Raw genomic sequence first — 21,386 nt, forward strand, 5'->3', positions numbered from 1 at the left:
GCTGCTGGGAGTGCAGAATCAACGCTCATGGAATGCCGTGTCAGACGCCAGGAACAGGGGCTTTAGCAAAAACTGCATAACCGATTTGCTGCCTGTCGCAATATCGGCCTCCCCCGTCATCCCCGCAATCAGGGTATGCGCAGGACTTTTGACATAAGGGTTCGCCAACGAAATCTGCACTTTGTAATAGGGCATGTCGTTCTCTTTGAGCTTGCTGGAGGTCGGGGCAACACGGTTCACCGTCCCCTCGATAAAGCCAAAGCGGGCTGAATCGAAGCTATCAACCTTAACCATGGCGCGCTGCCCCACTTTCACAAAGCCGATATCCTTGGGCAGCACCATGGCCTCCATGATTACCGACTGACCTACCGGCACGATCTCGGCAACGCTGCCTCCGGCAGCTACCACGGCACCGATGCGAGTTTCAGGCAGATCAATCACCACACCATCGACCGGCGACTCAAGCACGATAAAGTCTTTACGCTCTTCCAGTGCCTGCTTGTCACTTTGTGCTTCACGATACGCTTCAGTGATCTTGCCCAACTCGGCACTCACCTGCTGACTGAATTCCGATTCCAGTTTGTCGAGTTCAGATGCCAGGGTGTTGATCTGATCCTTGATGCTCTGCTGCTGCGACTGTGCCTGACTGAGTCGCTCCTGTACCGAGGTGAACTGTAATCTCGCATCGCTGAGAGAGAGCTTGTTCATAATCCCTCTGCGGACCCCTTCCTCTACCCGAGCCAACCGATCTTTGGTTTCTTGCAACTCTTTCGTCAGCAAAGCGATCCCACGCTCACCCCCTTGTAACAGGGAGGACTGTTGCGCCATCTCGCCTTTCTTGGCCGAAATGGCCGCATTATGCATCTGCAGCTGCGCCTGATAGTTGAGCTGTGCCTGTTCCGTCAGCAGTGGATAAGCCTCGGCAAAGGAGGAGAAATCCGGTGCCCTCTTATCGAGGATCGCTTTGAGCCGTTCGCGATCCAGTGACAGGGCATTGAGTTTGATATCGACCTGCCGTGCATCCTTGACCAGATTGGTCGCGGCAAACTCGACGATGGGTTGCCCGGCTTTGACCTGCTCCCCCTCATGCACCAGCAATTTGACGATCCGCCCCCCCTCCTCGCTCTGAAGACTCTGTACCCGTTCACTGGGCTGGATTTCGCCTCGCGCTCTGGCCAGTTCATCCACCGGGGTGACGATGGCCCAGCCGATAAAAATGGCCAGCAACAACACAATCCCCAGCAGGGTCCGCCGCATCAAGCGGGTTTGCCGCCCCTGATCCAGCAAGGTGGTAATGAACTGTGCCTTGCGCTCATCCCGAGCGATGAGGTCGATAATTGCGGGTTCCAGTTTGTTCACACTGTTCTCTCCCTGAGTACTATGCGGTCGGTTGATTGACCGGCCCAAAATGGAGCGCAGCCCCTTGATCCAGCAGCAATATCTTGTCGCAACGCTGGATAAGGTCGGGTCTGTGGGTAGCAATGACGATGGTGCAATGGCCTTTGAGCGTGGCAATCAGCTGCACAAAATGATCATCCAGCTGTGGATCTCTATCCCCCAGGGGATCATCGAGCAACAGCAGGGAGGGGTGACCGATGATGGCTGCCGCCATCCTGACGATATAGCGCATACGTATGGCAGAGTGATCCTCTCGCCAGAGCGACAGCTGCAACCCCATGGCACTGTCAGCATCAGAAGCAGCGAAATGTCGCCACCACTGCGGGCCGGCTACACGGGCCAATACTTCATCAACCTCGGTATCGGCCGCATCCGGTTTGCGCAGCGCAACAGCGTCACGTAAGGAGAGGGAAAGGCCTCTGGCTTGCTGGGGAAGATAGCCAAGCCAGCTACGATAATCATCGGGATCGAATTGCCGGATATCGTGTTTACCCACCAGCACCCGACCATTTTGTGGTTGACGGATCCCGGCCAACAACTCCAGCAACGTCGACTTGCCTGCGCCATTGGGCCCGACAACGGCCAGACACTCCCCCGGTTCAAGCGCAAAACTGACCCCGTTGAGTGAGGGTTCCCGATCCGGGGCATGGCGATAGTAGAGCCGGTCACTTTCCACGTGCGCCAACAGGGTGCTCACCGGTGTAACCAGCTTGGGGTTGGCCGCTTCACCGACACTCGACAACAGTTGATCCAGCTGCTGCGTTGCGTCCAGCAACTGGCGCACCCGGATTTGGTTGGCAAACATCTGCTGGGCGGGCGTCGTCACCCGCCAAATCAGCATCATGGTGGCAATCAACCCGCCAGAGGTCATCTGTTGATCCAGCACCAATGCCACCCCCGTTCCCATGGTGGCCAGCACCGTCAGCATCGCCAATGCCTGCCCGATGGTCTGGGTCAAAGCATTCGCATTGGCATGATTCATATTCGCCACACTGCTCTGTCCCATCAGCGCCGTCAGGCGTTGTAACCATTCCCCCGACCGATCAACCCCTTTGAGTGCGCGCAATCGGGTAATCAGAATAACCAGCATGTCATTGAATTTACGGGTGGCGCGCCCCGCTTCGTTGGCTCTGAACTGAACCAGCCTGGATAAGGGCAAAGAGATAGCAGCAAACAACAAGAGCCCCAAGCTGGGCACCAGCACAATCCAGCCGCCCAACAGGCCGATGACCACCAGAAAAATCAGCACGAAGGGATAATCCACACTCACTACCCCAGATGAACCACCAAACCACTGCCGAACCCCTTCAACCGAACGCAAGCGTCCAAGGTTGCTATCTACACCCACTCTGGATGCGACCTCCAGCGGTAATCCCAGGGTCTTTCGCATCGCCAGTTCACTGATCTGACTGCCGGCCCAAGCGGTCATTCTTGCCAGCAGCCGACTGCGCGCCATCCGTAAATACCAGGCCCCCGCGATAGCGATCACGACACCGCTGGTCATCCCCCACAGGGTGAGTGTCGCCCCGCTCGGAATGATGTTGTTGTAGACCATCATAGTGAAGAGTGAAATGGCCAACGTCAGCAAGTTGATCACCAGACTCACCAGCAGAACGCCCCCCACTTCGCGCCGAGCGCGAAAGAAAAGACGCCTTAACCAACCAAGCTGAGGCGCATCGACCGGGACGAAGCCACTGTTGCTTTCTACCACCAGCAACGACTCCGCCATTGGCGCATTGTCGACCGAGATCTCATGACCATCATGCCAATGCAGATGACCATCTACCTGACCAAGAAAAATGCGCGCGCTCGCTCGTTCAAGCAACACAGCACCAATAGGCAGCGAAGTAACCTGATGATCGGCTCGCCATTGCCGCCAGTTGTGTTCGCGGACCTTGAAACCCTGAGCCTTCAACAGATGAATGAACTCTGCCACCCCGACAGGATTATCAGGTGCGGGCAGATCGTGAAGCAGGATTCTGGCTGCACCAAACCAGCCAAGGGCGACCAACAGCGGTGCCAGGATCCCGGCTAGGGGCGAAGCCGCCAAACGCTGTTCGCCGAGCACCCGGTTAATCAATGCGATCCGCTGTTGCTCACTGGCAAACACGGACTGCCTACCGGTAAAGGCGTCTGATGATTCACTCATATGTGGCGCTCCCCCTTTCCGCAGATCAGAACCGCACGCTGGCAAGCCGATACCAACGGCTCTTTATACGTAGCAATCAGCACTGTGGTGTTGCCCTGCAGAGAAGTCAGTATCGTGGCCAACCGTTTCTGCCCATCCAGATCAAGTCCGGTAGCCGCATGATCCAGTAACAAGATCCCGGGTTTACGTACCAGCGCCCGGATCAGTGCAATACGTTGGTACAACCCCTCATCCAGATGCTCCGCCGTGCCGGGCCCGACTTCGGTCAAGATCCCGCTACGCAGACGCCCCAACATGGTATCCAGCCCTAGTTGCTCACACAGTGGACCAACCGCTGAATTGAATCTCGCATCATAGAGAGTCAAGTTATCGAGAATGGAGCCCGGCACCAACGCCAAATGACGGGTCACCAGCATCACATGAGCGCCATAAGCCTGTTGCGAAAATCCAGCGATCGGATGCCCTTTGACCGTCACTGAGATAGCGGGGTCATTAGCCATCCCCGCCACACACGCCAATAGATGAGAGGTAAGCGCGGGGTCCCCGGTCGCCAGATGTACAACTTCTCCTGGCTGGATCACCAGAGGCTCGGCCAGCAAATCCGGCGCTTCAACCACCAGCGCCCCCTCGGGAATATATGCTTCCCCATCAACACTGTTGCGCTTGTTGGATGGCAGTGTGAGCAACTCACTCAGCCGCTGCTGCACGGCGGCCATCCGCTGCAGTTGCGCCCAGTATCCGAGAGTGGCCATGGCTGGCCCAATCGAGCGGCCAGCCAACATAGTGCATGCCGCCAGCGCCCCCGTGGTCAACTCTCCCCGGATTACGGAGACAGCCCCCAAAGAGACCACCAACACGGTGGCTAGCTGCCCGAAGGAGAGTGCATTTTCCCTCACCCACCCCAGATGGGTTTCCAACTCGGATTGCATTGCCATCACATCTGCATTGCGCCGTTGCCATGCAGCCGCAGCCACCCCTTCCGAACCACTGCCTTTGAGATAATTGAGGGAGCTAAAGAGCGACCATGCTTGATCATTACGCACAACTTCCTTGTCACTGCAGCCCTTGGCCACCCGCGCAAGAGGCTCATTAAGGTACCAAGCCAGCAATACAGCCAGAATGAACAATCCCGCAGGGATAAGTGCGAGCCATAACCCACCAACGTAGGCAATCAGTGCCAGATAAATCAGTACGAAAGGCAGTTCATAAAGTGCAACTCCAGCCTGACCGGACCAAAAGTCGCGCAATTGACCAATAGCACGAAACGCCTCGAGCCAGACCGCGCTGCCGCGCACCTCAACGGCCTGCACATCGGCTTGATAAAATCGTTCGATGGCCCGAGCGGTCAGTTGTGCTTCATAACGTGCACCCAGCCCGGCAAACAGCACCTGGCGGCCATAGCGCAATACCGCTTCAAGCAAAATGGCAACGCCAACACCGAGTACCAGAAACAGCGCCGTTCCGTAGGCTTGAGCAGGCAAGATACGGTCGTAAATCTGTAGCAGGGCCAATGGCAGCGCAAGCGCCAGCAAGTGCATGGCCAAAGAGGCCATAAAAAGGAGGGGGCTATGTTCAATCTTCAATAGCAGAGACGAGCGCATCCATTTACTCCCACACCTATTGAACTATCTACATTGTGAAGGTCATCTATTAATACATCTCGCAACCTCATACACACAAGACGATAACAATGGGAGTGGTGAATAAATTCAATACGATCACGCTCTGGCAGTTGAGCTGACCCAGTTGTTCATCGCGAATACCTTTATCCCGTACCAAGCACCGTTGTGAGCAGACGACGATCTCCCAGTCCACACCATTGGTGGTAGGTAGAATTAGTTTCCGAAAATACAGCTCTTCGCATAGGGCAGTAATGGCGTTTGTAAATCAAGTATAGGTCGCCGCTTTGGATGCCCAGCGACAGCAAGCCAAACTGTAGTGGTCAACTAAATCCGGACACTTGGTTAGGCCGAACCTCGGCTTTTGCTGGCGGTATCCCGTCATTGTATTGATGTGGACGCCGCCAGTTGTAGTAATCCATCAGGTAATAACTGATATCCCGCTTTGCCTCCCGCACGCTCATGTATCCCGTTGCCGGCAGCCACTCTGACTTCAGACTTCTGAACAACCGTTCCATCGGGGCATTATCCCAGCAGTTTCCACGCCGACTCATGCTCTGGGTCATGCGATAGCGCCACAGTCGTTGCCGAAATGCCCTACTGCCATATTGGCTGCCCTGGTCAGAGTGAAATAGCACACCGGATGGGCAACCCCGCTGCTGATAGGCCATCTCCAGTGCTTTGATTGCCAATTCTGCATCAGGTTTATCAGACATCGCCCAGCCCACGACCCGCCGGGTGTGCAGGTCAAGCACCGCTGCCAGGTAATGCCAGCGTCCACCTGCCCAGACGTAGGTGATATCGCCACACCACACCTAGTTGGGTTGCTGGACATCAAATTCGCGGGCCAGCAGATTGGGGATATCCGGTCGCTCAGACTGGGCGACCTGATAACGATGAGCGCCCGGTTGCTTGGATACCAGCCCGGCTTCCTTCATCAGGTTACGTACTTTGAATCGGCCAATCTGATGCCCCAACTCCCGCATCATCGACATCAAGGCACGGCTGCCAGCCGAATCCCTGCTCTCTTTGAACAAACGGCGCAACTCAGAGCGCTGTTGCATGCGCTCACGGTTAATCGCCCGCCTGCGAGCCAGATAGTCGTAAAAACAGGAGGTAGGAACATCGAAGGCGCAGCAGACCAAGGTGATGGGGGCTTGCTCCCTTAATCGGTCTATCAGCGCGTACGTGTGAACTCGTCCGTCATCAAGAGAGCCGTAGCCTTTTTTAGAATGTCCTTTTCACGTTCGAGCCGGTTGATGCGGGCTTCCAGCTCCTGGATTTTCTGCTGTTCTGGTGTCAGCGCTTTACTAGTTGGGGTTGTGCCACTGCGTTCGGATTGCAGTTGCTGAACCCAGCGACGGAGCACTGTTTCACCGACATCCAGTGAACGACTTGCTTCGGGGACAGAATATCCCTGGTCGAGCACCAGGGATGCGGCTTCGAGTTTGAATGCGGCAGTAAATGAGCGACGTAATCCTGTCATTGAACACCTCAGGTCATGGTGGCGACTCTACCACCTAAAATGATGTCCGGGATGATTAGACCATATATGGACGCCCCCGGGTTGTGCAAGAACTGAACTGATACGGTTTGCGACCATATATCCGGCGTTATGATGGGATTAACTCCCTCGCCATGATGTCATCCGAGCCTTGCTTCCTTATCACTACACCGGTATATGCATACCCAGGTCTAATTCAGGCTGTTACAAGGACGGTACCCGTTTCTTCATCAGTGCCTGCAAACTCAGTAACGTAGATTTTCTAAGCAAATATCAAATTAACTTCCTGCAAAAGCTCTGTTCATACTGAAATCAACCGAGTCAGTTAGTACACGCCAGATGATCCGAGTTAACTTATTTGCCAGGGCGACAGTGGCTTTCAAGAAGCCACGCCGCAATTCAATTGCCTTAACCCATCTCCCTAAACTGTCATCCCGTTTTTGCACACAACGCATCACCGCTCGAGCGCCATGGATGATCAAGGTCCTCAAGTTACGATTACCGTTCTTGGTCATGGATGAAAGCCGTTGTTTTCCACCTGAACTGTGCTGTCGAGGGACTAAGCCACACCAAGCAGAAAGCTCACGGCCGCTGGAAAACTGGGTGGCATCAACCTCACTGACCACCGCAGCGGCAATCAGTGGCCCGACACCAGGAATGGTCAATAAGTGGTGATAGGCAACCTGCTGGCTGGACAGTTCAGCTAGTTCCTTATCCAAGACATCAATCCGTTCAGTGAGCATCTGCATATCTTCTCGTAACAGGCTCAGTAGTCGGCGAAGCGTGAAGGTTATCGTATTGTCTCCGTCTTCAAGCACTTCTGGCAGTTGTCGTTGCAGGCGTTGTAACCCGGCTGGAATAATGACTCCGTACTCGGCAAGTAATGCCCGTAGTTGGTTAGCCAGAGCGGTTCGCTGCTCAACTATGAGCTGGCGAGCACTACGTAACGCCTTGATATCTTGTTGTTCTGTAGTTTTAACTGAGACGAAGTGGATCCCTGGTCGGCAAGCTGTTTCACAAATAGCTAATGCATCGTTGGCATCATTCTTCTGGTGTCTTGCAAAGGCTTTGACATGCTGTGTGGGAATGAGCTTTACGTCATAGCCCATCGATATCAGTGCTCGTCCCCAGAAATGAGATGTTGAGCAAGCTTCCATAGCAATCAGTGTTTGCGGTGGAAACTGGCGCAACGTGTGGAGCAGTTTCTGGCGAGATATTTTACGATTCCAGGCAACAGAACCATCAGCCATCCATACACACACCTGAAAAACAGACTTAGCAATATCGATTCCAACTACTTTGATCGTGTTCATGTGGTGATCCCCCAAGTTGAACGCTGTCAGCCTAAGTATGAAACTGACCGCGCAGGGAGGGGGCGTCCATCACATCACGACACAAACTGTAAGACCCTATCAGCACCACGTTTGCCATTATGACTTTTTTGGCTCCGATAACGGTGAGCCGATTACCCTGCGCAGTTATGGTGGCTAGTTCAGCAGGTCTTATCCCCGCGCACATAAACAACAACATGGCCGCCAACATAGCTTTGTCATTACACGCCTTAAAATACTGAATCAGTGCAACGAGGTCATCATTCTCGATCTTTTTAACTCTTTTTTGTTTTGTCTTAACCGGTATATCTGGCCTACTCAGGGCTTGAATTCGCTCGGCCGCGTCGGGAAAATTCAACAATCGTTGATGATATACCAGTGCACAGCGCAGTTTTCGCCAATAGCCTGGACTGTATTCTAAAGTGCGAGCCAACAATTCATTCGCAATGTTTTTTGCTGTGATGTTGAGGCCCTTTTTCTTTAGGGTTTCATAATGATTTTTTGCCAGTCTCTCATATTCCTTTTCCGTTACCTGTGTAGCCATTCGGTCATCTCCCAGAGCGTTTGAATAACGCCTTCTTTAGATAGTGGGCAGGATTTCCCCTCCCACGACGTGGATCCATTTATTAAAGGTGCGATTTAGTTTTAAATTAATGCTGAATGCGTGATGTAGACAGTGATTTACTGCGCCACAGAAATTCGCTGCATTAAAACACTAATCAATCTCTGCATGACAGCAGGAGTTGCCAGTAATGCGTCGACATCGAATTCGCTTTCAGTTTTTTTATCTTCAGTTTTTGGATTACTGCTCGGCACAGTAACTTGAGCCTGCTGACCAGCCATACAGGCATTAAATACCGTGTCAGCCCTACCCCTATAATCAGGAGCGTCCTCCATCAACCACTTGCCATAATGGCGTACCACCATTTCCGTACCGATGTGCCCCATCTGACGGGCTATCCACTCGATGCAGATCCCCGCCGAGAGCAGTTGGCTTGCATAGGTGTGCCGAAATTGAGATGGCCCCCGATAACGCCCCCCAGCAGCCTGACAGAACGGCCTGAAAAACCGCTCACGGAACTCATCAACCGAGGCATAACTGCGCCTTTTGGCGCAGTAGTAAGCCAGCAGGGTGCGTTGTTCACTCATCTGAGTGCGATTATCCGACCTCGTGACCGTAATCTTCTTAGCCTTACGATGCTCCGCTAGCCTCATCAAGGTCTTGAGAGATCCAACAGCCTGTTCTGACAGCTCTATCGTGCGAATAGATCCCCTGGTTTTGGGCGTTTTGTACTGCCCATCAACCAACGCAAGGTCAACCAATAAGGTCTTCTTGTCGAGATTGACCGCCTCCGCACTGACCGCCATTAACTCGCTGATGCGCAGACCCGTAGAGATACCGAGTTGGATGAGTGACACCTCCAGCAAATGGGTGCTTTTCAGGGCGAGAAATGCCTTAATTTCGTATTGATAAAATGGATCAGGTTCGTCCACCTCAAATTTGCATTTTTAATGCAATCCATTGGACTGGTATGAATAACACCATCGCTGACAGCTCGGGCAAAGACTTATCTCAATATATCAAAATATTGGTTAATGGTATTTCATTTATATTTTTTGTTGCAAAATTTCACTACGAGCAGTTCAATGTCACTCGCACGATATGACGTCAGCGGTTTATCACCAATCCATTTTATCAACTTTCTGCTTTACGCTTAGAAATGTCATAGGTTGTCTGCGCATACTGGTATTTTTTAATTTCCAGGTGCTGACGAATGGCTGACGCCAGTGAATGCTCATCAACAATTACTGAACGCACAGTGTTGTGTTTAGTTTTTTGTTTTTTGTTTTTGAACGGTCATTTTATTGGTTGGTTTGTTCATAATTACCCTCATTACAGTTACAAATACTCCTTCAATTACAAAAACAGCAATAGCAAAACGTGATGCTCACGCATCGATACCGAGAGGGTAATATTGCACCTAAAAACAGCGATATAAATTACTCTGTGACGCTATAAACAGATAAGTTTCACCTCAAAACCCTGTTAATTTGTCAAATGCCAAGTATACATTAGCGATAGCTGATGTCATTTAATCGATATAATCAAATGTTCCCGTCAGATTTTTACTCAACATTGCATCAAGCAAATACCATGTGTTATTCACTTCACCCGAATTTGAGTAATAACAACCCGTTCAGCGTATCGAAGATAGCTGTGATATTGGTGGTATTTTTTAAATCTGAAGGGGTGATAACCCTTGTTTGAACGAGATAAACGTGTTGGTGTGTTCTACGCCATATTCATTTCGTTTCGATCCTTCGTGTTTACTGTCGTTGTTATGCCCTTGCTAGCAGCTTTATCAGCATACTACAACGATTGAGGCCCACCTGCCAATGCGGCAAAAACATAAATAAAAAAGAAATGTCAACATGTTTTTATTGGATTTTTTAAGTATTTTTCAGTGCGCTAAAAATCATTATAAATCATAAGGATATGGCGCCATTCGCCCCATTAAACCGCCGAGAAATGCTCTCATATTGGTTTTTTCATGGGGGGTAGACAGCCCTGTTACCCAAAAAATATGCGTCATCTTTACGGTGATTTTCCCCCTGACAGCAGGTGGTGGGGTATCAGGTCGGTAGGAAGGGATTGGATTTTCTCATTCAGCAGCCTAATGTTCACACGTTTGCCATAGCGGCCAAACGTCAGGCCGTTTTTACTGTGTCCCGCAAGTTCGGCCACAAAATGCTCAGCGACATCCGCCTGCTGTAACTCATCGATGAAGGTATGCCGCAGCCCGTAAAGCGTGGGACGGCCCTGACCTACGATGCCAGCATCATTGAGGTGGCGTTGGAAGCGACAGGTGATGTTATGCGCCCAGTCGTCGTCTTTGCCTGATGGTTGGTCATCGAACAAAAATGCCTTCCCTTGACTGCGACGACTCTCCACATAGTCCAGGAATTGATGTCCGATCAACGCACTGTGCAGTGGCACGGTACGCATTGGCAGTTTTGAGCTGTTGATCCGCCTCTCCCGCATCGACCATCAAACACCAAATCCCCTCAACCTGTTTGATGTTCTGAGTTTTGAGCTGGCAGGCCTCGGAAGGCCGCAACCCTGCGTACAGGCACAGCAGGGGCACCCACCAGTCCTGAATTTTCAACTTTTTGCCTTTCTGGGGTTGTTTGCTGCGCAGGCTGGCAAACAGTTGGGCCAGTTGAGGGCGATACCAGCGCACTCGCTCCTCATCCGCCCGTTTGTTTGGTTTTTTACCTGCCGTCAACCCATCGAAAGGGTTACGACTGCAATAGTCCAGTGCCACGCACCAACGGAAGAACTGTTTCAGGGCGGCGAGGTAATCCCCTTTGGTTTTGAAACTGAGGTTGGTCTTGCGCAGCAAGATGTTGCGATACTCCTGTGCTAGCGCGGGCGTCACCTCATCAATTTTGACGCCTTTGGCCCAGGTTACGAAGGCGTTGATCCGAAGTTGGAGCTGGCCCATCGACTTGTGCTGGATCCCCTCACTGGCTTTAGTCTCGATGAATCTCGCCAGTGCATGACTGAGCGTGATCCCACTGCTGGGGCAAGCTGAGGCATAAACAGAAGGTTCACGAGGTGTGGAAGGTGTTTGAGGAGGGATGAACCCCGCGGCTTTGAACGCGTCTAGATCGGCGCGGATCCAGCGATAGAAACTGCGGGGTGTAGTATCGGCAGGGGTAGCCGCGATAAGTGCGCGAGTGCGAGCTGCCACAGCCAGATTTCGATCTACGGCGAGCCGGCGATCTTTGATGCAAAGGGAAATACGGATAGCGAAGGGCAAGCCACGGTCACGTAATGACTTAGGCAGCGGGAGACGAGTGTAGTAGGTGCCGGAGGCATTTTTACTCAGATACATGATTGTTCCACCCAGTTGATCCAGGAAAAAAATCACGCAAGTCCAGAAATGAAAAAACCCGTTGAAATTCAACGGGTTATATTTGGCGGTGAGGGAGGGATTCGAACCCTCGATACGTTGCCGTATACACACTTTCCAGGCGTGCTCCTTCAGCCACTCGGACACCTCACCAAATTTTTGCTCACTGCTTTATGTGCTTGAGCTGCACATTCGCTGGCGGACCATGCCGCGGCAACGGGGCGTAATGTAAGGGATACGATGGCTTTTGGTCAATGCAATTTTTTACTTTTTGCGTTCGTTTGTTCAATATCCGAACCAAGTGACCAAAAATATGCCGTTTCGTATCCCTTTCAATCAATTTACTGCCGCTTCGTGCAAATGTTCACCTTTGAGCGCCTCTTCCAGCGAGCCGTAAAATTCCAGCTTGCCGGGTTGCGGCCGCACCTTGGCACGGGCCAGGGTCTTGAGCGGTTGGAACTGCAACTCGGCCACCCGCAACTCGACCCCGGCTTTGGCCATCTGCTTGCCAAAGTGGAGGAAGGCAGACAGGCCGCCCGCATCAAGGATGGAAACCGCCTCCATCTGCAACACCAGCACCTGGTGCCCTTTCACTTGCGCTTCCAGCTCGGCAAAGACCCGTTCGGCCGCAGCGAAGAAGAGCGGGCCGTTGATCTTGTAGAGCAGGCCATTGTCCGGCACCTCATGGGCATAGCGCTTGTGCTCGGCCAAATCGTGCAGTTTGGTCATCTTGGCGATTTCGCGCATAAAGAGCAGGGAAGCCAGGATCACCCCGAAAGTGATGGCGATGACCATGTCGAAAATGACGGTGAGCGACAGGCAGACCAGCAGCACCAGCACATCGGATTTGGGGGCGCGACGGATCAACTCCACCACCTTGTGCGCTTCACTCATGTTCCAGGCCACGATGAGCAGCAAGGCAGCCATGGCCGAGAGCGGCAACCAGGAGAGCCAGGGGGCCAGCACCAGAATGGCGGCCAGCACCACCAGCGCATGGACAATCCCCGAGATGGGGGACGTAGCGCCGGCACGCACGTTGGCAGCAGAGCGGGCGATGGCGGCGGTAGCGGTAATGCCGCCAAAGAAGGGTGCGAAGATATTGCCAAGCCCCTGCCCCACCAGCTCGGCGTTGGAGCTGTGTTTGCGACCGGTCATCCCATCGAGCACCACGGCGCAGAGCAGCGATTCGATCGCCCCCAGCATCGCCATGGAGAAGGCGGCAGGCAGCAGCCGCTCAACAGCCGCCAGGTTCCATTCAACTGGCAAGCCATCAGGTCCGGGCAAGGCCCAGGGCATCACCAGGGTCGGCGCGATGGGCGGGATCCCCATCCCCTGGGTGCCATCGGCCAGGGTATAGCTGAACTTGCTGCCGATGGTGGCCACATCCACCCCAAAGTAATGGAGGCCAAAACCCAGACCCACCCCGACCAGCACCGCGGGCAAGTGGCCGGGCACCGGCAGACGCAGGCGCGGCCAGAGCAGCAGCACGGCCAGCGTTGCGACCCCCACCAGGGTATCGCCCCACTGCCAGCTTGGCAGGGCGGCGGCCAGCGCTTCGACCTTGCCCAGATAGGTTTCCGGCATCTCGGGCACGCTCAGTCCAAAGAAGTCCTTGATCTGCAAGGTGGCGATCACGATGGCGATACCACCGGTAAAGCCCAGCGTCACTGACGGGGGAATGTACTCGATAAGGCGGCCAAGACGGGCCATCCCCATCGCCACCAGAAAAAGGCCTGAGATGAGCGTCGCCATCAACAGACCGCCAACCCCGAACTGCTGGGCGACCGGGTAGAGGATCACTACAAAGGCAGCGGTCGGGCCGGAGATGGAGTAACGGGAGCCACCGGTCACGGCGATCACGATACCGGCGATGATGGCGGTATAGAGACCGTGTTGCGGTGGTACACCGCTGGCGATGGCCAGCGCCATGGCGAGCGGGATGGCGATGATGCCCACCGTCACACCAGCGATAAGATCACGGCCGAAGCGGGCCATGCTGTAGGGTTCATCAATACAGGACTGGCGTAAGGCTATGGCGAGCTTCACGCTATTTAAAGAGGCTTGCTTGTGCATGTATATCGTAATACCAGAAGAGGGAGATAAAGGCCGGAGAGATCCGGCGCCCGATCATCATCAAGGGCCGGCAGGGCTGTCGACGCGGCGATGGTATCCTGCGTAACCTTACTCCAGACGGGCCATTTTTTCGATGGGCAGGATCAATGAAACGCGCGCTCACCCATTATTTGGCCTATTTGCCGCCAAATCGCCGATCTTGACTCCAGCTCTCCCCTTTTTAGCCACAAAGATCACCATTTGAGCCTCACTTAGTTGCCAGCACGTTCGCGACATCATGCTGGCATCATCAGGTTGATGCGAACCGAACCAATGTCCCCTGCATCAGTTGGCCAAGGTGATGGCAAGGGACTGATTGTGCTGAAAATAAACTGCAAAGCGCAACTTTTGGGCAAACAGTCCGAAAATCCGGTTTTCGGGAAATTCGCGGGTTGACACCCGCCGCCCTGGTCATTAATATTCGCCCCGTCTTAACGAGACAGGCAATTCCTCCTTAGTTCAGTCGGTAGAACGGCGGACTGTTAATCCGTATGTCACTGGTTCAAGTCCAGTAGGAGGAGCCAATTTTCCCTCGTAGTTCAGTCGGTAGAACGGCGGACTGTTAATCCGTATGTCACAGGTTCAAGTCCTGTCGAGGGAGCCAAATTCTAAAGCCCAGCCTTTTGGCTGGGCTTTTTCATATCCATCTCTCCATTGTTTCAAGCTGAGCCAGCTCCCCCTCACCGCTTGCTCTGCCACATTCCCCTCGCAGTGAACGCTCCACTCTCCCTGTTTTCTCTCAACTCAAATTCGACTAACTTCCAAAACCTCCTATTGCGGCCAAGTAGCGGCCTCATTGTGCCTTGGTTACCTCGCCACCGGCAGGTCCTCCCAGCGGGTGGTGTAGCAGGGGCTAAGGTGCTCTTGTCGCATCATCCACTCAGGCGACCCCGCGCCTTGGCTGGCAAAGCCTACTCGCCCCAATCCCTTGGCTTTGATCTGGTCCATCACTGCCATCAGCGCATCTGATTGAGCGGAGGACGGGGCAAACAGATCTGCCTGTTGCTGCCCCTTGGGGGTGAACTCACTCAGCATGACCCCACCCTTCTGATAGCGGTAACCGTCGCGCCAAATCTGCGCTAGCAGCACGTTCACTTGCTGCAGCAGCAACCGGGTATCATCGCTAGGGCAGACCAGCCGGACGCCAGCCTGCTCACTGTAGTAAGGCGCTCGTTCGTCAAAGGGGCTGGTTCGCACGAACAGGTGCACCCGCTGGCAACACATCCCCTCGGCCCGCAGCTTCTCGGCTGCGCGAGCCATAAAGCCTGACAACGCTTGGGCCATTTCTCCACGGTCAGTCACGCGCTCACCAAAGGAACGGCTCGAGAGGATCTGCAGCTTCGCCGCCGGTTCAACGGTCAGCTCTGCGCAAGGCAGGCCACGCAGCTCCTGTACGATCCGCTCGACCACCACGCCGTATTGGGCGCGTAACCCTTTGGCGTCGCTAGCCACCAGGTCAGCAACGGTGTTGATGCCTTGTGCCACCAATTTAGCGCCCAAGCGCCGTCCTATGCCCCACACCTCGTCCACCGGGGTGATAGCCATCAGCCGGGCACGGCGCAGCTCGTCACGCAAGTCCACGACGCCGCCCGTGGCAGGCCACTTCTTGGCTGCATAATTGGCCAGCTTGGCGAGGGTCTTGGTGGGGCCGATCCCAACCCCTACCGTTAGGCCGGTCCACTGCCACACTCGCTGCCGGATCTGTTGTCCATAGGCTGTAAGGTCCCCGGCAAACGACTCCGACAGTGACAGGAATGCTTCATCGATGGAGTAGACCTCCAGCTCGGGGGCCATGGTCTCCAACGTGCTCATCACCCTGCCAGACATATCTCCATAGAGTGCGTAGTTGGAGCTGAATGCCACACCGCCATGTGCCTCGAACTGCTCGCGGACCTTGAAGTAGGGCCCGGCCATCTTGATACCCATCGCCTTGGCTTCGGGGCTGCGCGACACCACGCATCCATCGTTGTTGGAGAGCACCACGATCGGGCGGCCACGCAGCTCAGGGCGAAACAGCCGCTCACAGCTGGCGTAGAAGTTGTTTACATCAACGAGCGCTATAGCCATCACGCTGCCTCAGATTGCCAATCACATGGGTGACCACTCCGAACAACTCCAGGGAAAGACTCATACAAGGGTCGATAGGCGCGAACGCCGGATTGGCTGGCAACAGCCGCAACCTTGGCTTGAGCTGCAAGGTCTTTACCGTGAAGCCGCCATCGAGTAGTGCAATCACCACATCACCATGGCGCGGGGTGAGGCTCTTATCGACCACCAGCAAGTCACCGGGAAAGATACCGACCCCGGTCATGCTCTCCCCCTCGGCACGCAGATAGAAGGTTGCTGCAGGGTGCGCCACGCAGTGGGTGTTGAGGTCCAACTTCCCTTCCAGATAGTCACTGGCTGGGCTGGGAAAGCCGCAAGAGGCTCGGTGCAAGAACAGCGGGATGGTCACCTCGGCGGGTGATGGGTCTGGGGTTAACAGCTTCATGGCAAAAAACCTGTATTTATATACAGTCATTATAGCGCACCTCCTTTGAACCAGCGCAAGTCCTCATCCACAGATGCATGAATCACACGCACACTCACAGTTCCAATGCTTCCACCAACAAAAGGGCATAGCAGGAAAAGCTCACCGCGTGCTAATTTTTGCTTTCTGGCTAGGAACCCCGTAGATAATACCGTCAAGGCAGAATGTGGTTTCCCAGCCTAACGTGGCATGTTCATTTCCATTTGTGATAGCTGTTTGGGGGCATCTCCATAGATATAAAGGAATCCTGCAGCCAACATTTCACCTTCGAGATGCTGTTTCACTGTGGTGAAACTTGGCAACGCATCCAATGCCCAAACTTGCCTGAACAAACCGAGAGCTGGCTGGCCTACCGTGAACTGGCAACGCATATTCTCGATCCGCTGGTAGAAGCATTTGGCCACCCATTGCTGACCTATGGGTTTTGTGGAGTAACACTGCGCAAAGCTATTCTTTCCAACGCCTCCCCCGGTATAGCCCCCACACTCGATCAACATGCAGCCTGTGAACTCAATCAGCGAGGAAGCGTTATCTGTCCTCGGCAAGGGGCCGCGGTTGATCTGATATACCTAGGGAAGAACAGCTATCAGGTAGCCCTTTGGTTGGCGCAACACACCCCGTTTGATCGTCTCTATCTCTATGGCCCAGACCGGCCACTGCATATCAGCTATGGGCCCGAACAAAACCGCGCCTTGGTCGAACTCACCACTCACCATGGAAGACGAATGCCCAAGCGGCTGACACTCACCCAACTCAAAGGAATGTGCTGATGCTGACCCCCGAGCGCTTCACGCAACTGGTCGCTGCCCTGCCATACAAAAAAGTGCTGCCCGACGCGGTCTATCTGCACAAAGAGACCCTGGCCACAACCAACCCACAGCTCTACCGCTTTGTCTGTGCGGTGGCACAAGCGCTCAAACTGCCGGAGTGTGAATGGGATCTGGTGAAGTTGGCAAAGCAGGACTTTAGGCTGTCCCTGCTCAGCTACCCCACCTTCTTCGAAGAGGCCTACCCCAGCCTCAAGCAGAGCGTGACCGTTGATCTGGCCAAACTAAGCCATACCATTACCCGCTACGAGAACCAGGATAATCCCCCCATTCTGCATCGCAAAGAGTTCATGCTGACCCCCGATCACCCACAGGCAGAGAGCTGTCGCCAGATCACCCAAGAGGGGGAGTTGGCGGGACTTTACGATCATCCCCGCATGATTGGCTTCAAAGCATCGTGGGAGCGGCTTATCGCAAGACACGGCTACCAACTGGTTGATGGGCGTCTGTTTCGCATCTCCGCCCTGCCGCCTGAAGAGGGGGGCCCACAAATTGATCGCCATAAAACCGCGCTGGTTCGCCATGAACTCTCGGCCCCCATGAAGATGCTGGCACGCCATGGTTATCTCAACGGCGACTATGCGCTGTTTGATTACGGTTGCGGCCGAGGGGATGACCTGCGGGAGCTGGAAGCACACGGTATTGATGCGCTGGGCTGGGACCCGAACTTTCGCCCGGATGGCGAGAAGGTGCTCTCCCATCTGGTCAATCTCGGTTTTGTGATCAACGTGATTGAGGATCAAGATGAGAGGATGGAGGCACTGCTCGGCGCCTGGGAGCTGACCCAAACCCTGCTGGTCGTCTCGGCCATGCTGGCCAACGACAGCTTTATTACCCAGTTCACCCCTTATAAAGATGGCGTCATCACCTCGCGCAACACCTTTCAGCGCTACTACAACCAAAGCGAGCTCAAGCACTACATAGACAAAACACTGGATGAAAATGCCATCGCCGTTGGGCCCGGCATCTTTTACGTGTTCAAAGACAAGCTCGAAGAGCAACGATTTTTGGCACAGCGTCAACGCCGAAGCCACAGCTGGCAGCAGCTGACCTCGCCCACCCCCAACCATCAGGCCGCAGCAGCACTGTTGATCACTCGCCATCAACCGCTGTTTGAAGCCTTCTGGCAGCGGGCACTGACCCTTGGCCGAATCCCGGCCAATGACGAATTTGAACAAAGCGACGAGTTAAAAGAGATAGCAGGCAGCCATCGCAAAGCCATGACCCTGCTTGGCCAGCATTTTGACCTTGCCCAGTTAAAGCAGGCCGAGCTGGAGCGGCAGCAAGATTTGCTGGTCTACCTGGCACTCAACCTGTTTGGCAAACGCCAAACCTATACCCACTACCCCAGCGAGCTGCAGCGGGATATCAAAGCCTTTTTCGGTGGCAACCCGCAGGCACAGCAGGCCGCCAAAGCACTGCTCTACCAGATTGCGGATATCGCCCTCATCAACCAGGCCTGCGAGCTGGCCCATCAACAGCTACCCAACAGCCTGCTCTATCCCAGCCATTCACTGCTGCTACACAAATGCTTTATTGCGCAATTACCGCCGCTGCTGCGTGTCTACCTCGGCGCGGCTTGCCAGCTCTATGGTGACTTGACCGATATCGACGTGATCAAGCTGCACATTCGCTCCGGCAAGGTGAGCCTGATGGGGTATGACGACTTCAGCAAGCCCATCCCCTATCTGGTGGAGCGGGTCAAGATCAAGATGGCCGAGCAGGAGGTCGACTTCTTTGACTACATCAATGAGCAGACCCGGCCACCGCTTCTCAACAAAAGCTATCTGATGGCACCGGATGATCCGAGCTTCAAGGCACAACGAGCGCTGGAGCAAAGATTGAGCAAGTTACTAGCAATAGACTTGGCTCAGGACCTCAACCTGAGCCGCTCTCAATTTAGCAGTGCACTAGATCATGCTGATATGAAAATCATTGGTTACCGAATACATCGAGGCAAAAAACGTTAATTGATAAACAATGAGGCATCAAAATCAAATACATCAATGAGCTGGCGCTGAACACCAATTCCTTTATCTATCATAATATCTGCCAGTTGCTCACCATCAATCAGAATAATAGGCACACAGCCAGGCTTGAATGAAATTTCCTCAGCTTCTTTGGTAAATCCGCTGGTCGTCATGAATATTCCCTGCTCAAAATCGCCGGTAATATCACCCCGAAATGCAGATACTGATGGACGCCCGACCTTATTATCTTCTGCATATCGCTTGCACTGCACTGCTACGCGCATTTCAGCAAGCCCCATTTTCAACAATCCTCTTACATCAATGCCGCCATCTCGACCACGAGATGTTAACTCCATACGAGTAAATCCATATTTTGATAAAAATAAGCGACAAAACGATTCAAACTGCTCAGGAGAAAAGCTCCGCAGGCTGCTTAAAATTTCAGCTTTTACTTTCTCACGCTGGACAGCAGCCAAATCAAGGATCTGCTCTATATAGTTCTCAACTTCCTGAGCAGAGCGTTGCTGTTCCGAAGAAGAGGTATTCTGTTCAGGCTGTAGGACTTCTTTCACATCTGACAGCAGCTCATATGACCCATCATCGTTCTTTTGGAAAAAACGCTGCTTATGCATGGAGCCTAGTGACTTGTTGGCACAGTGGCGATCCATGGTGACACGAATCACCGAGTGAGGTGATTTGGCCCCAAACTCATATAGCTGATGTGTCACGATTACGTCATACACCTCATCTACCGAGGCAGAATGCCCAATCAATAACAAAGCCTGCTTAGCTGCTTCAACTATGGTTCGATTAGTCACTGTAATTTCTTAATCCGATCAACAAGTTCTGCCAATGGTATGTCTTTTGTCATGTGGCACCAAGAGATCCGTATCGCACCTTCAATTCTTTCTTCATCTAGACCCATAGCCATCAAGACATGGCTGGGCACATAGCTTTGAGAGGTGCATGCAGAACCATTCGATAACGCAACGATACCTTTAAGCACAACGAGTGCCGCTTCAGAGTTGATCCCAGGAATTGAGACATTCAAAACATGACTAGCCGTGTTCTGGCCATTTTCAATACACCCGAGCGGGCGAAGGGCAGAACGTAATTGCTCCTTGATCTGCTCGCAATAACGACGACGCTGCTCGCTATCGCGTTTGGCTTCTTCACAGGCTTGACCTAAACCTGCAATCAAGGCAACAGGAAGAGTGCCTGGGCGTAAGCCCCTCTCCTGCCCACCACCAAACATCAGCGGGGTAAGAGGTGCCCTTTTAAAATTGCGCCGCTTCAGTAACAAAGCACCCACACCTTTTGGAGCATACATTTTATGACCACTGACACTGATCATGTCGATACGTGGATCTTCAAGAACCTCAGAATATTTGCCATAGCTCTGAGCCGCATCTACATGGAAAAAAGCATCATGGGAAGTAAGCACTTCGCACAACTCGCTGATTGGCTGAATAGACCCAGTTTCGTTATTAATGTGCATGATCGAAACCAGCGCGGTGTCGGGGCGCAATGCATCACGAAGATGCGCAGGATCCACCATGCCTGAAGAATCCATCGGCAAATACGTGACCTCAAATCCTTTAGCCTCAAGTTGAGCAATTGGCTCCAATACAGCCTTATGCTCAATAGGCGTTGTGATGATATGTTTGCGTCCCTGCTGTTCCGCATATTGAGCCAGTCCCAAAATAGCTAAATTGTTGCTTTCGGTTGCACCGCTGGTGAAATAGACATCAGACTTGTCAGCACCAACAACAGCTGCAACCTGCCCTCTCGCCCTCTCAACAGCTTGCTTTGCTACAACCCCGAACTCATGAGTACGGCTCCCAGAATTACCATATTCCTCAGTCATATAGCGCATGACAACCTCTGCGACCCCTGAAGAAACCGGGGTTGTCGCATTGCAATCCAAGTAAACTGCCATTATCCTTGCCACCTCTTTCAATGTTCGTACGTACACACGACTTTTGTTCGAACCCATCGACATGGTGTCACATACAGTGTGGAGCGCAAG

15 protein-coding genes, 3 tRNA genes and 1 pseudogene are annotated in these 21,386 nt (G+C 53.4%); 4 read left to right on the top strand and 15 right to left on the bottom strand.

Going from position 1 to position 21,386, the window contains the following annotated elements; all coding sequences use genetic code 11:
- Window positions 1-18 precede the first annotated feature (18 nt).
- The 11 genes and pseudogenes from ACTG2U_RS04345 to dauA all read right to left on the bottom strand — a co-directional run bounded on the left by ACTG2U_RS04345 (window position 19) and on the right by dauA (window position 13,991).
- Window positions 19-1,359, bottom strand: coding sequence for an HlyD family type I secretion periplasmic adaptor subunit (locus ACTG2U_RS04345; RefSeq protein WP_429239852.1), 1,341 nt, complete (start codon window positions 1,357-1,359; stop codon window positions 19-21).
- Window positions 1,360-1,378: 19 nt separating this feature from the next.
- The gene (locus ACTG2U_RS04350; RefSeq protein WP_335813352.1) at window positions 1,379-3,547 is read right to left on the bottom strand and encodes an ATP-binding cassette domain-containing protein; all 2,169 of its coding nucleotides are present in this window, start codon (window positions 3,545-3,547) and stop codon (window positions 1,379-1,381) included.
- Entirely contained in the window at window positions 3,544-5,148 is a 1,605-nt protein-coding gene (locus tag ACTG2U_RS04355; protein WP_439974094.1) for an ABC transporter transmembrane domain-containing protein, read from the bottom strand. Before ACTG2U_RS04355 ends, ACTG2U_RS04350 begins: the two co-directional genes overlap by 4 nt.
- A 341-nt stretch (window positions 5,149-5,489) precedes the next feature.
- Window positions 5,490-6,652 (bottom strand): annotated as a pseudogene (locus ACTG2U_RS04360) (IS3 family transposase).
- Between the two features lie 296 nt (window positions 6,653-6,948).
- Window positions 6,949-7,983, bottom strand: coding sequence for an IS110 family transposase (locus ACTG2U_RS04365; protein WP_201035198.1), 1,035 nt, complete (start codon window positions 7,981-7,983; stop codon window positions 6,949-6,951).
- A 31-nt stretch (window positions 7,984-8,014) separates the two neighbouring features.
- A complete protein-coding gene (locus ACTG2U_RS04370; RefSeq protein WP_439974095.1) occupies window positions 8,015-8,545 on the bottom strand; it encodes a hypothetical protein in 531 nt (176 codons plus the stop codon).
- A 137-nt stretch (window positions 8,546-8,682) separates the two neighbouring features.
- On the bottom strand, window positions 8,683-9,495 hold the full coding sequence (locus ACTG2U_RS04375) for a site-specific integrase (protein WP_429013143.1): 813 nt from the start codon (window positions 9,493-9,495) through the stop codon (window positions 8,683-8,685).
- Between the two features lie 1,102 nt (window positions 9,496-10,597).
- Complete coding sequence (locus ACTG2U_RS04380) at window positions 10,598-10,921, bottom strand: hypothetical protein (protein WP_335813322.1); 324 nt, start codon at window positions 10,919-10,921, stop codon at window positions 10,598-10,600.
- Window positions 10,911-11,900 carry a tyrosine-type recombinase/integrase gene (locus tag ACTG2U_RS04385; protein ID WP_335813321.1) on the bottom strand — a complete coding sequence of 330 codons (990 nt, stop codon included), beginning with the start codon at window positions 11,898-11,900 and terminating at the stop codon, window positions 10,911-10,913. Before ACTG2U_RS04385 ends, ACTG2U_RS04380 begins: the two co-directional genes overlap by 11 nt.
- Window positions 11,901-11,983: 83 nt before the next feature.
- A tRNA-Ser gene (locus ACTG2U_RS04390) sits at window positions 11,984-12,071 on the bottom strand.
- 183 nt (window positions 12,072-12,254) lie between these two features.
- Window positions 12,255-13,991: a C4-dicarboxylic acid transporter DauA gene (gene dauA, locus ACTG2U_RS04395; RefSeq protein ID WP_069528347.1), complete on the bottom strand. Its 1,737-nt coding sequence runs from the start codon at window positions 13,989-13,991 to the stop codon at window positions 12,255-12,257.
- Window positions 13,992-14,478: 487 nt separating this feature from the next.
- Here dauA and ACTG2U_RS04400 point away from each other — a divergent pair.
- A tRNA-Asn gene (locus ACTG2U_RS04400) sits at window positions 14,479-14,554 on the top strand.
- Window positions 14,555-14,558: 4 nt separating this feature from the next.
- Window positions 14,559-14,634 (top strand) — tRNA-Asn (locus ACTG2U_RS04405).
- Window positions 14,635-14,837: 203 nt separating this feature from the next.
- Here ACTG2U_RS04405 and umuC read toward each other — a convergent pair.
- Together umuC and umuD are read right to left on the bottom strand one after the other, a co-directional pair.
- Entirely contained in the window at window positions 14,838-16,097 is a 1,260-nt protein-coding gene (umuC, locus tag ACTG2U_RS04410) for a translesion error-prone DNA polymerase V subunit UmuC (protein WP_439974096.1), read from the bottom strand.
- A complete protein-coding gene (gene umuD, locus ACTG2U_RS04415; protein WP_025327594.1) occupies window positions 16,078-16,521 on the bottom strand; it encodes a translesion error-prone DNA polymerase V autoproteolytic subunit in 444 nt (147 codons plus the stop codon). Before umuD ends, umuC begins: the two co-directional genes overlap by 20 nt.
- Window positions 16,522-16,880: 359 nt before the next feature.
- On the opposite strand from umuD, the gene ACTG2U_RS04420 reads away from it, so the two are divergent.
- Window positions 16,881-17,330, top strand: a complete 450-nt coding sequence (locus ACTG2U_RS04420) for a hypothetical protein (RefSeq protein WP_439974097.1) — start codon at window positions 16,881-16,883, stop codon at window positions 17,328-17,330.
- Window positions 17,330-19,357: a DNA phosphorothioation-associated putative methyltransferase gene (locus tag ACTG2U_RS04425; protein ID WP_439974098.1), complete on the top strand. Its 2,028-nt coding sequence runs from the start codon at window positions 17,330-17,332 to the stop codon at window positions 19,355-19,357. Before ACTG2U_RS04420 ends, ACTG2U_RS04425 begins: the two co-directional genes overlap by 1 nt.
- Here the strand turns inward: ACTG2U_RS04425 and ACTG2U_RS04430 are convergent.
- Window positions 19,354-20,175 (bottom strand): restriction endonuclease, encoded by an 822-nt coding sequence (locus ACTG2U_RS04430; RefSeq protein ID WP_211162445.1) that lies wholly within the window; start codon window positions 20,173-20,175, stop codon window positions 19,354-19,356. The two genes, ACTG2U_RS04425 and ACTG2U_RS04430, sit on opposite strands and share 4 nt — an antisense overlap.
- Window positions 20,172-21,296, bottom strand: coding sequence for a cysteine desulfurase DndA (gene dndA / locus ACTG2U_RS04435; protein ID WP_021464718.1), 1,125 nt, complete (start codon window positions 21,294-21,296; stop codon window positions 20,172-20,174). The genes ACTG2U_RS04430 and dndA overlap by 4 nt, the downstream gene beginning before the upstream one ends.
- Between the last annotated feature and the right edge of the window lie 90 nt (window positions 21,297-21,386).

The sequence above is a fragment of the Aeromonas sp. 95A genome, assembly GCF_051919235.1.
Taxonomy (GTDB): Bacteria; Pseudomonadota; Gammaproteobacteria; order Enterobacterales; family Aeromonadaceae; genus Aeromonas; species Aeromonas veronii.

Coding starts and splice junctions, on each gene's coding strand:
- ACTG2U_RS04350 (WP_335813352.1), bottom strand. CDS start 3,547: ATGAGTGAATCATCAGACGCCTTTACCGGTAGGCAGTCCGTGTTTGCC.
- ACTG2U_RS04355 (WP_439974094.1), bottom strand. CDS start 5,148: ATGCGCTCGTCTCTGCTATTGAAGATTGAACATAGCCCCCTCCTTTTT.
- ACTG2U_RS04365 (WP_201035198.1), bottom strand. CDS start 7,983: ATGAACACGATCAAAGTAGTTGGAATCGATATTGCTAAGTCTGTTTTT.
- ACTG2U_RS04370 (WP_439974095.1), bottom strand. CDS start 8,545: ATGGCTACACAGGTAACGGAAAAGGAATATGAGAGACTGGCAAAAAAT.
- ACTG2U_RS04385 (WP_335813321.1), bottom strand. CDS start 11,900: ATGTATCTGAGTAAAAATGCCTCCGGCACCTACTACACTCGTCTCCCG.
- dauA (WP_069528347.1), bottom strand. CDS start 13,991: ATGCACAAGCAAGCCTCTTTAAATAGCGTGAAGCTCGCCATAGCCTTA.
- umuC (WP_439974096.1), bottom strand. CDS start 16,097: ATGGCTATAGCGCTCGTTGATGTAAACAACTTCTACGCCAGCTGTGAG.
- umuD (WP_025327594.1), bottom strand. CDS start 16,521: ATGAAGCTGTTAACCCCAGACCCATCACCCGCCGAGGTGACCATCCCG.
- ACTG2U_RS04425 (WP_439974098.1), top strand. CDS start 17,330: ATGCTGACCCCCGAGCGCTTCACGCAACTGGTCGCTGCCCTGCCATAC.
- dndA (WP_021464718.1), bottom strand. CDS start 21,296: ATGGCAGTTTACTTGGATTGCAATGCGACAACCCCGGTTTCTTCAGGG.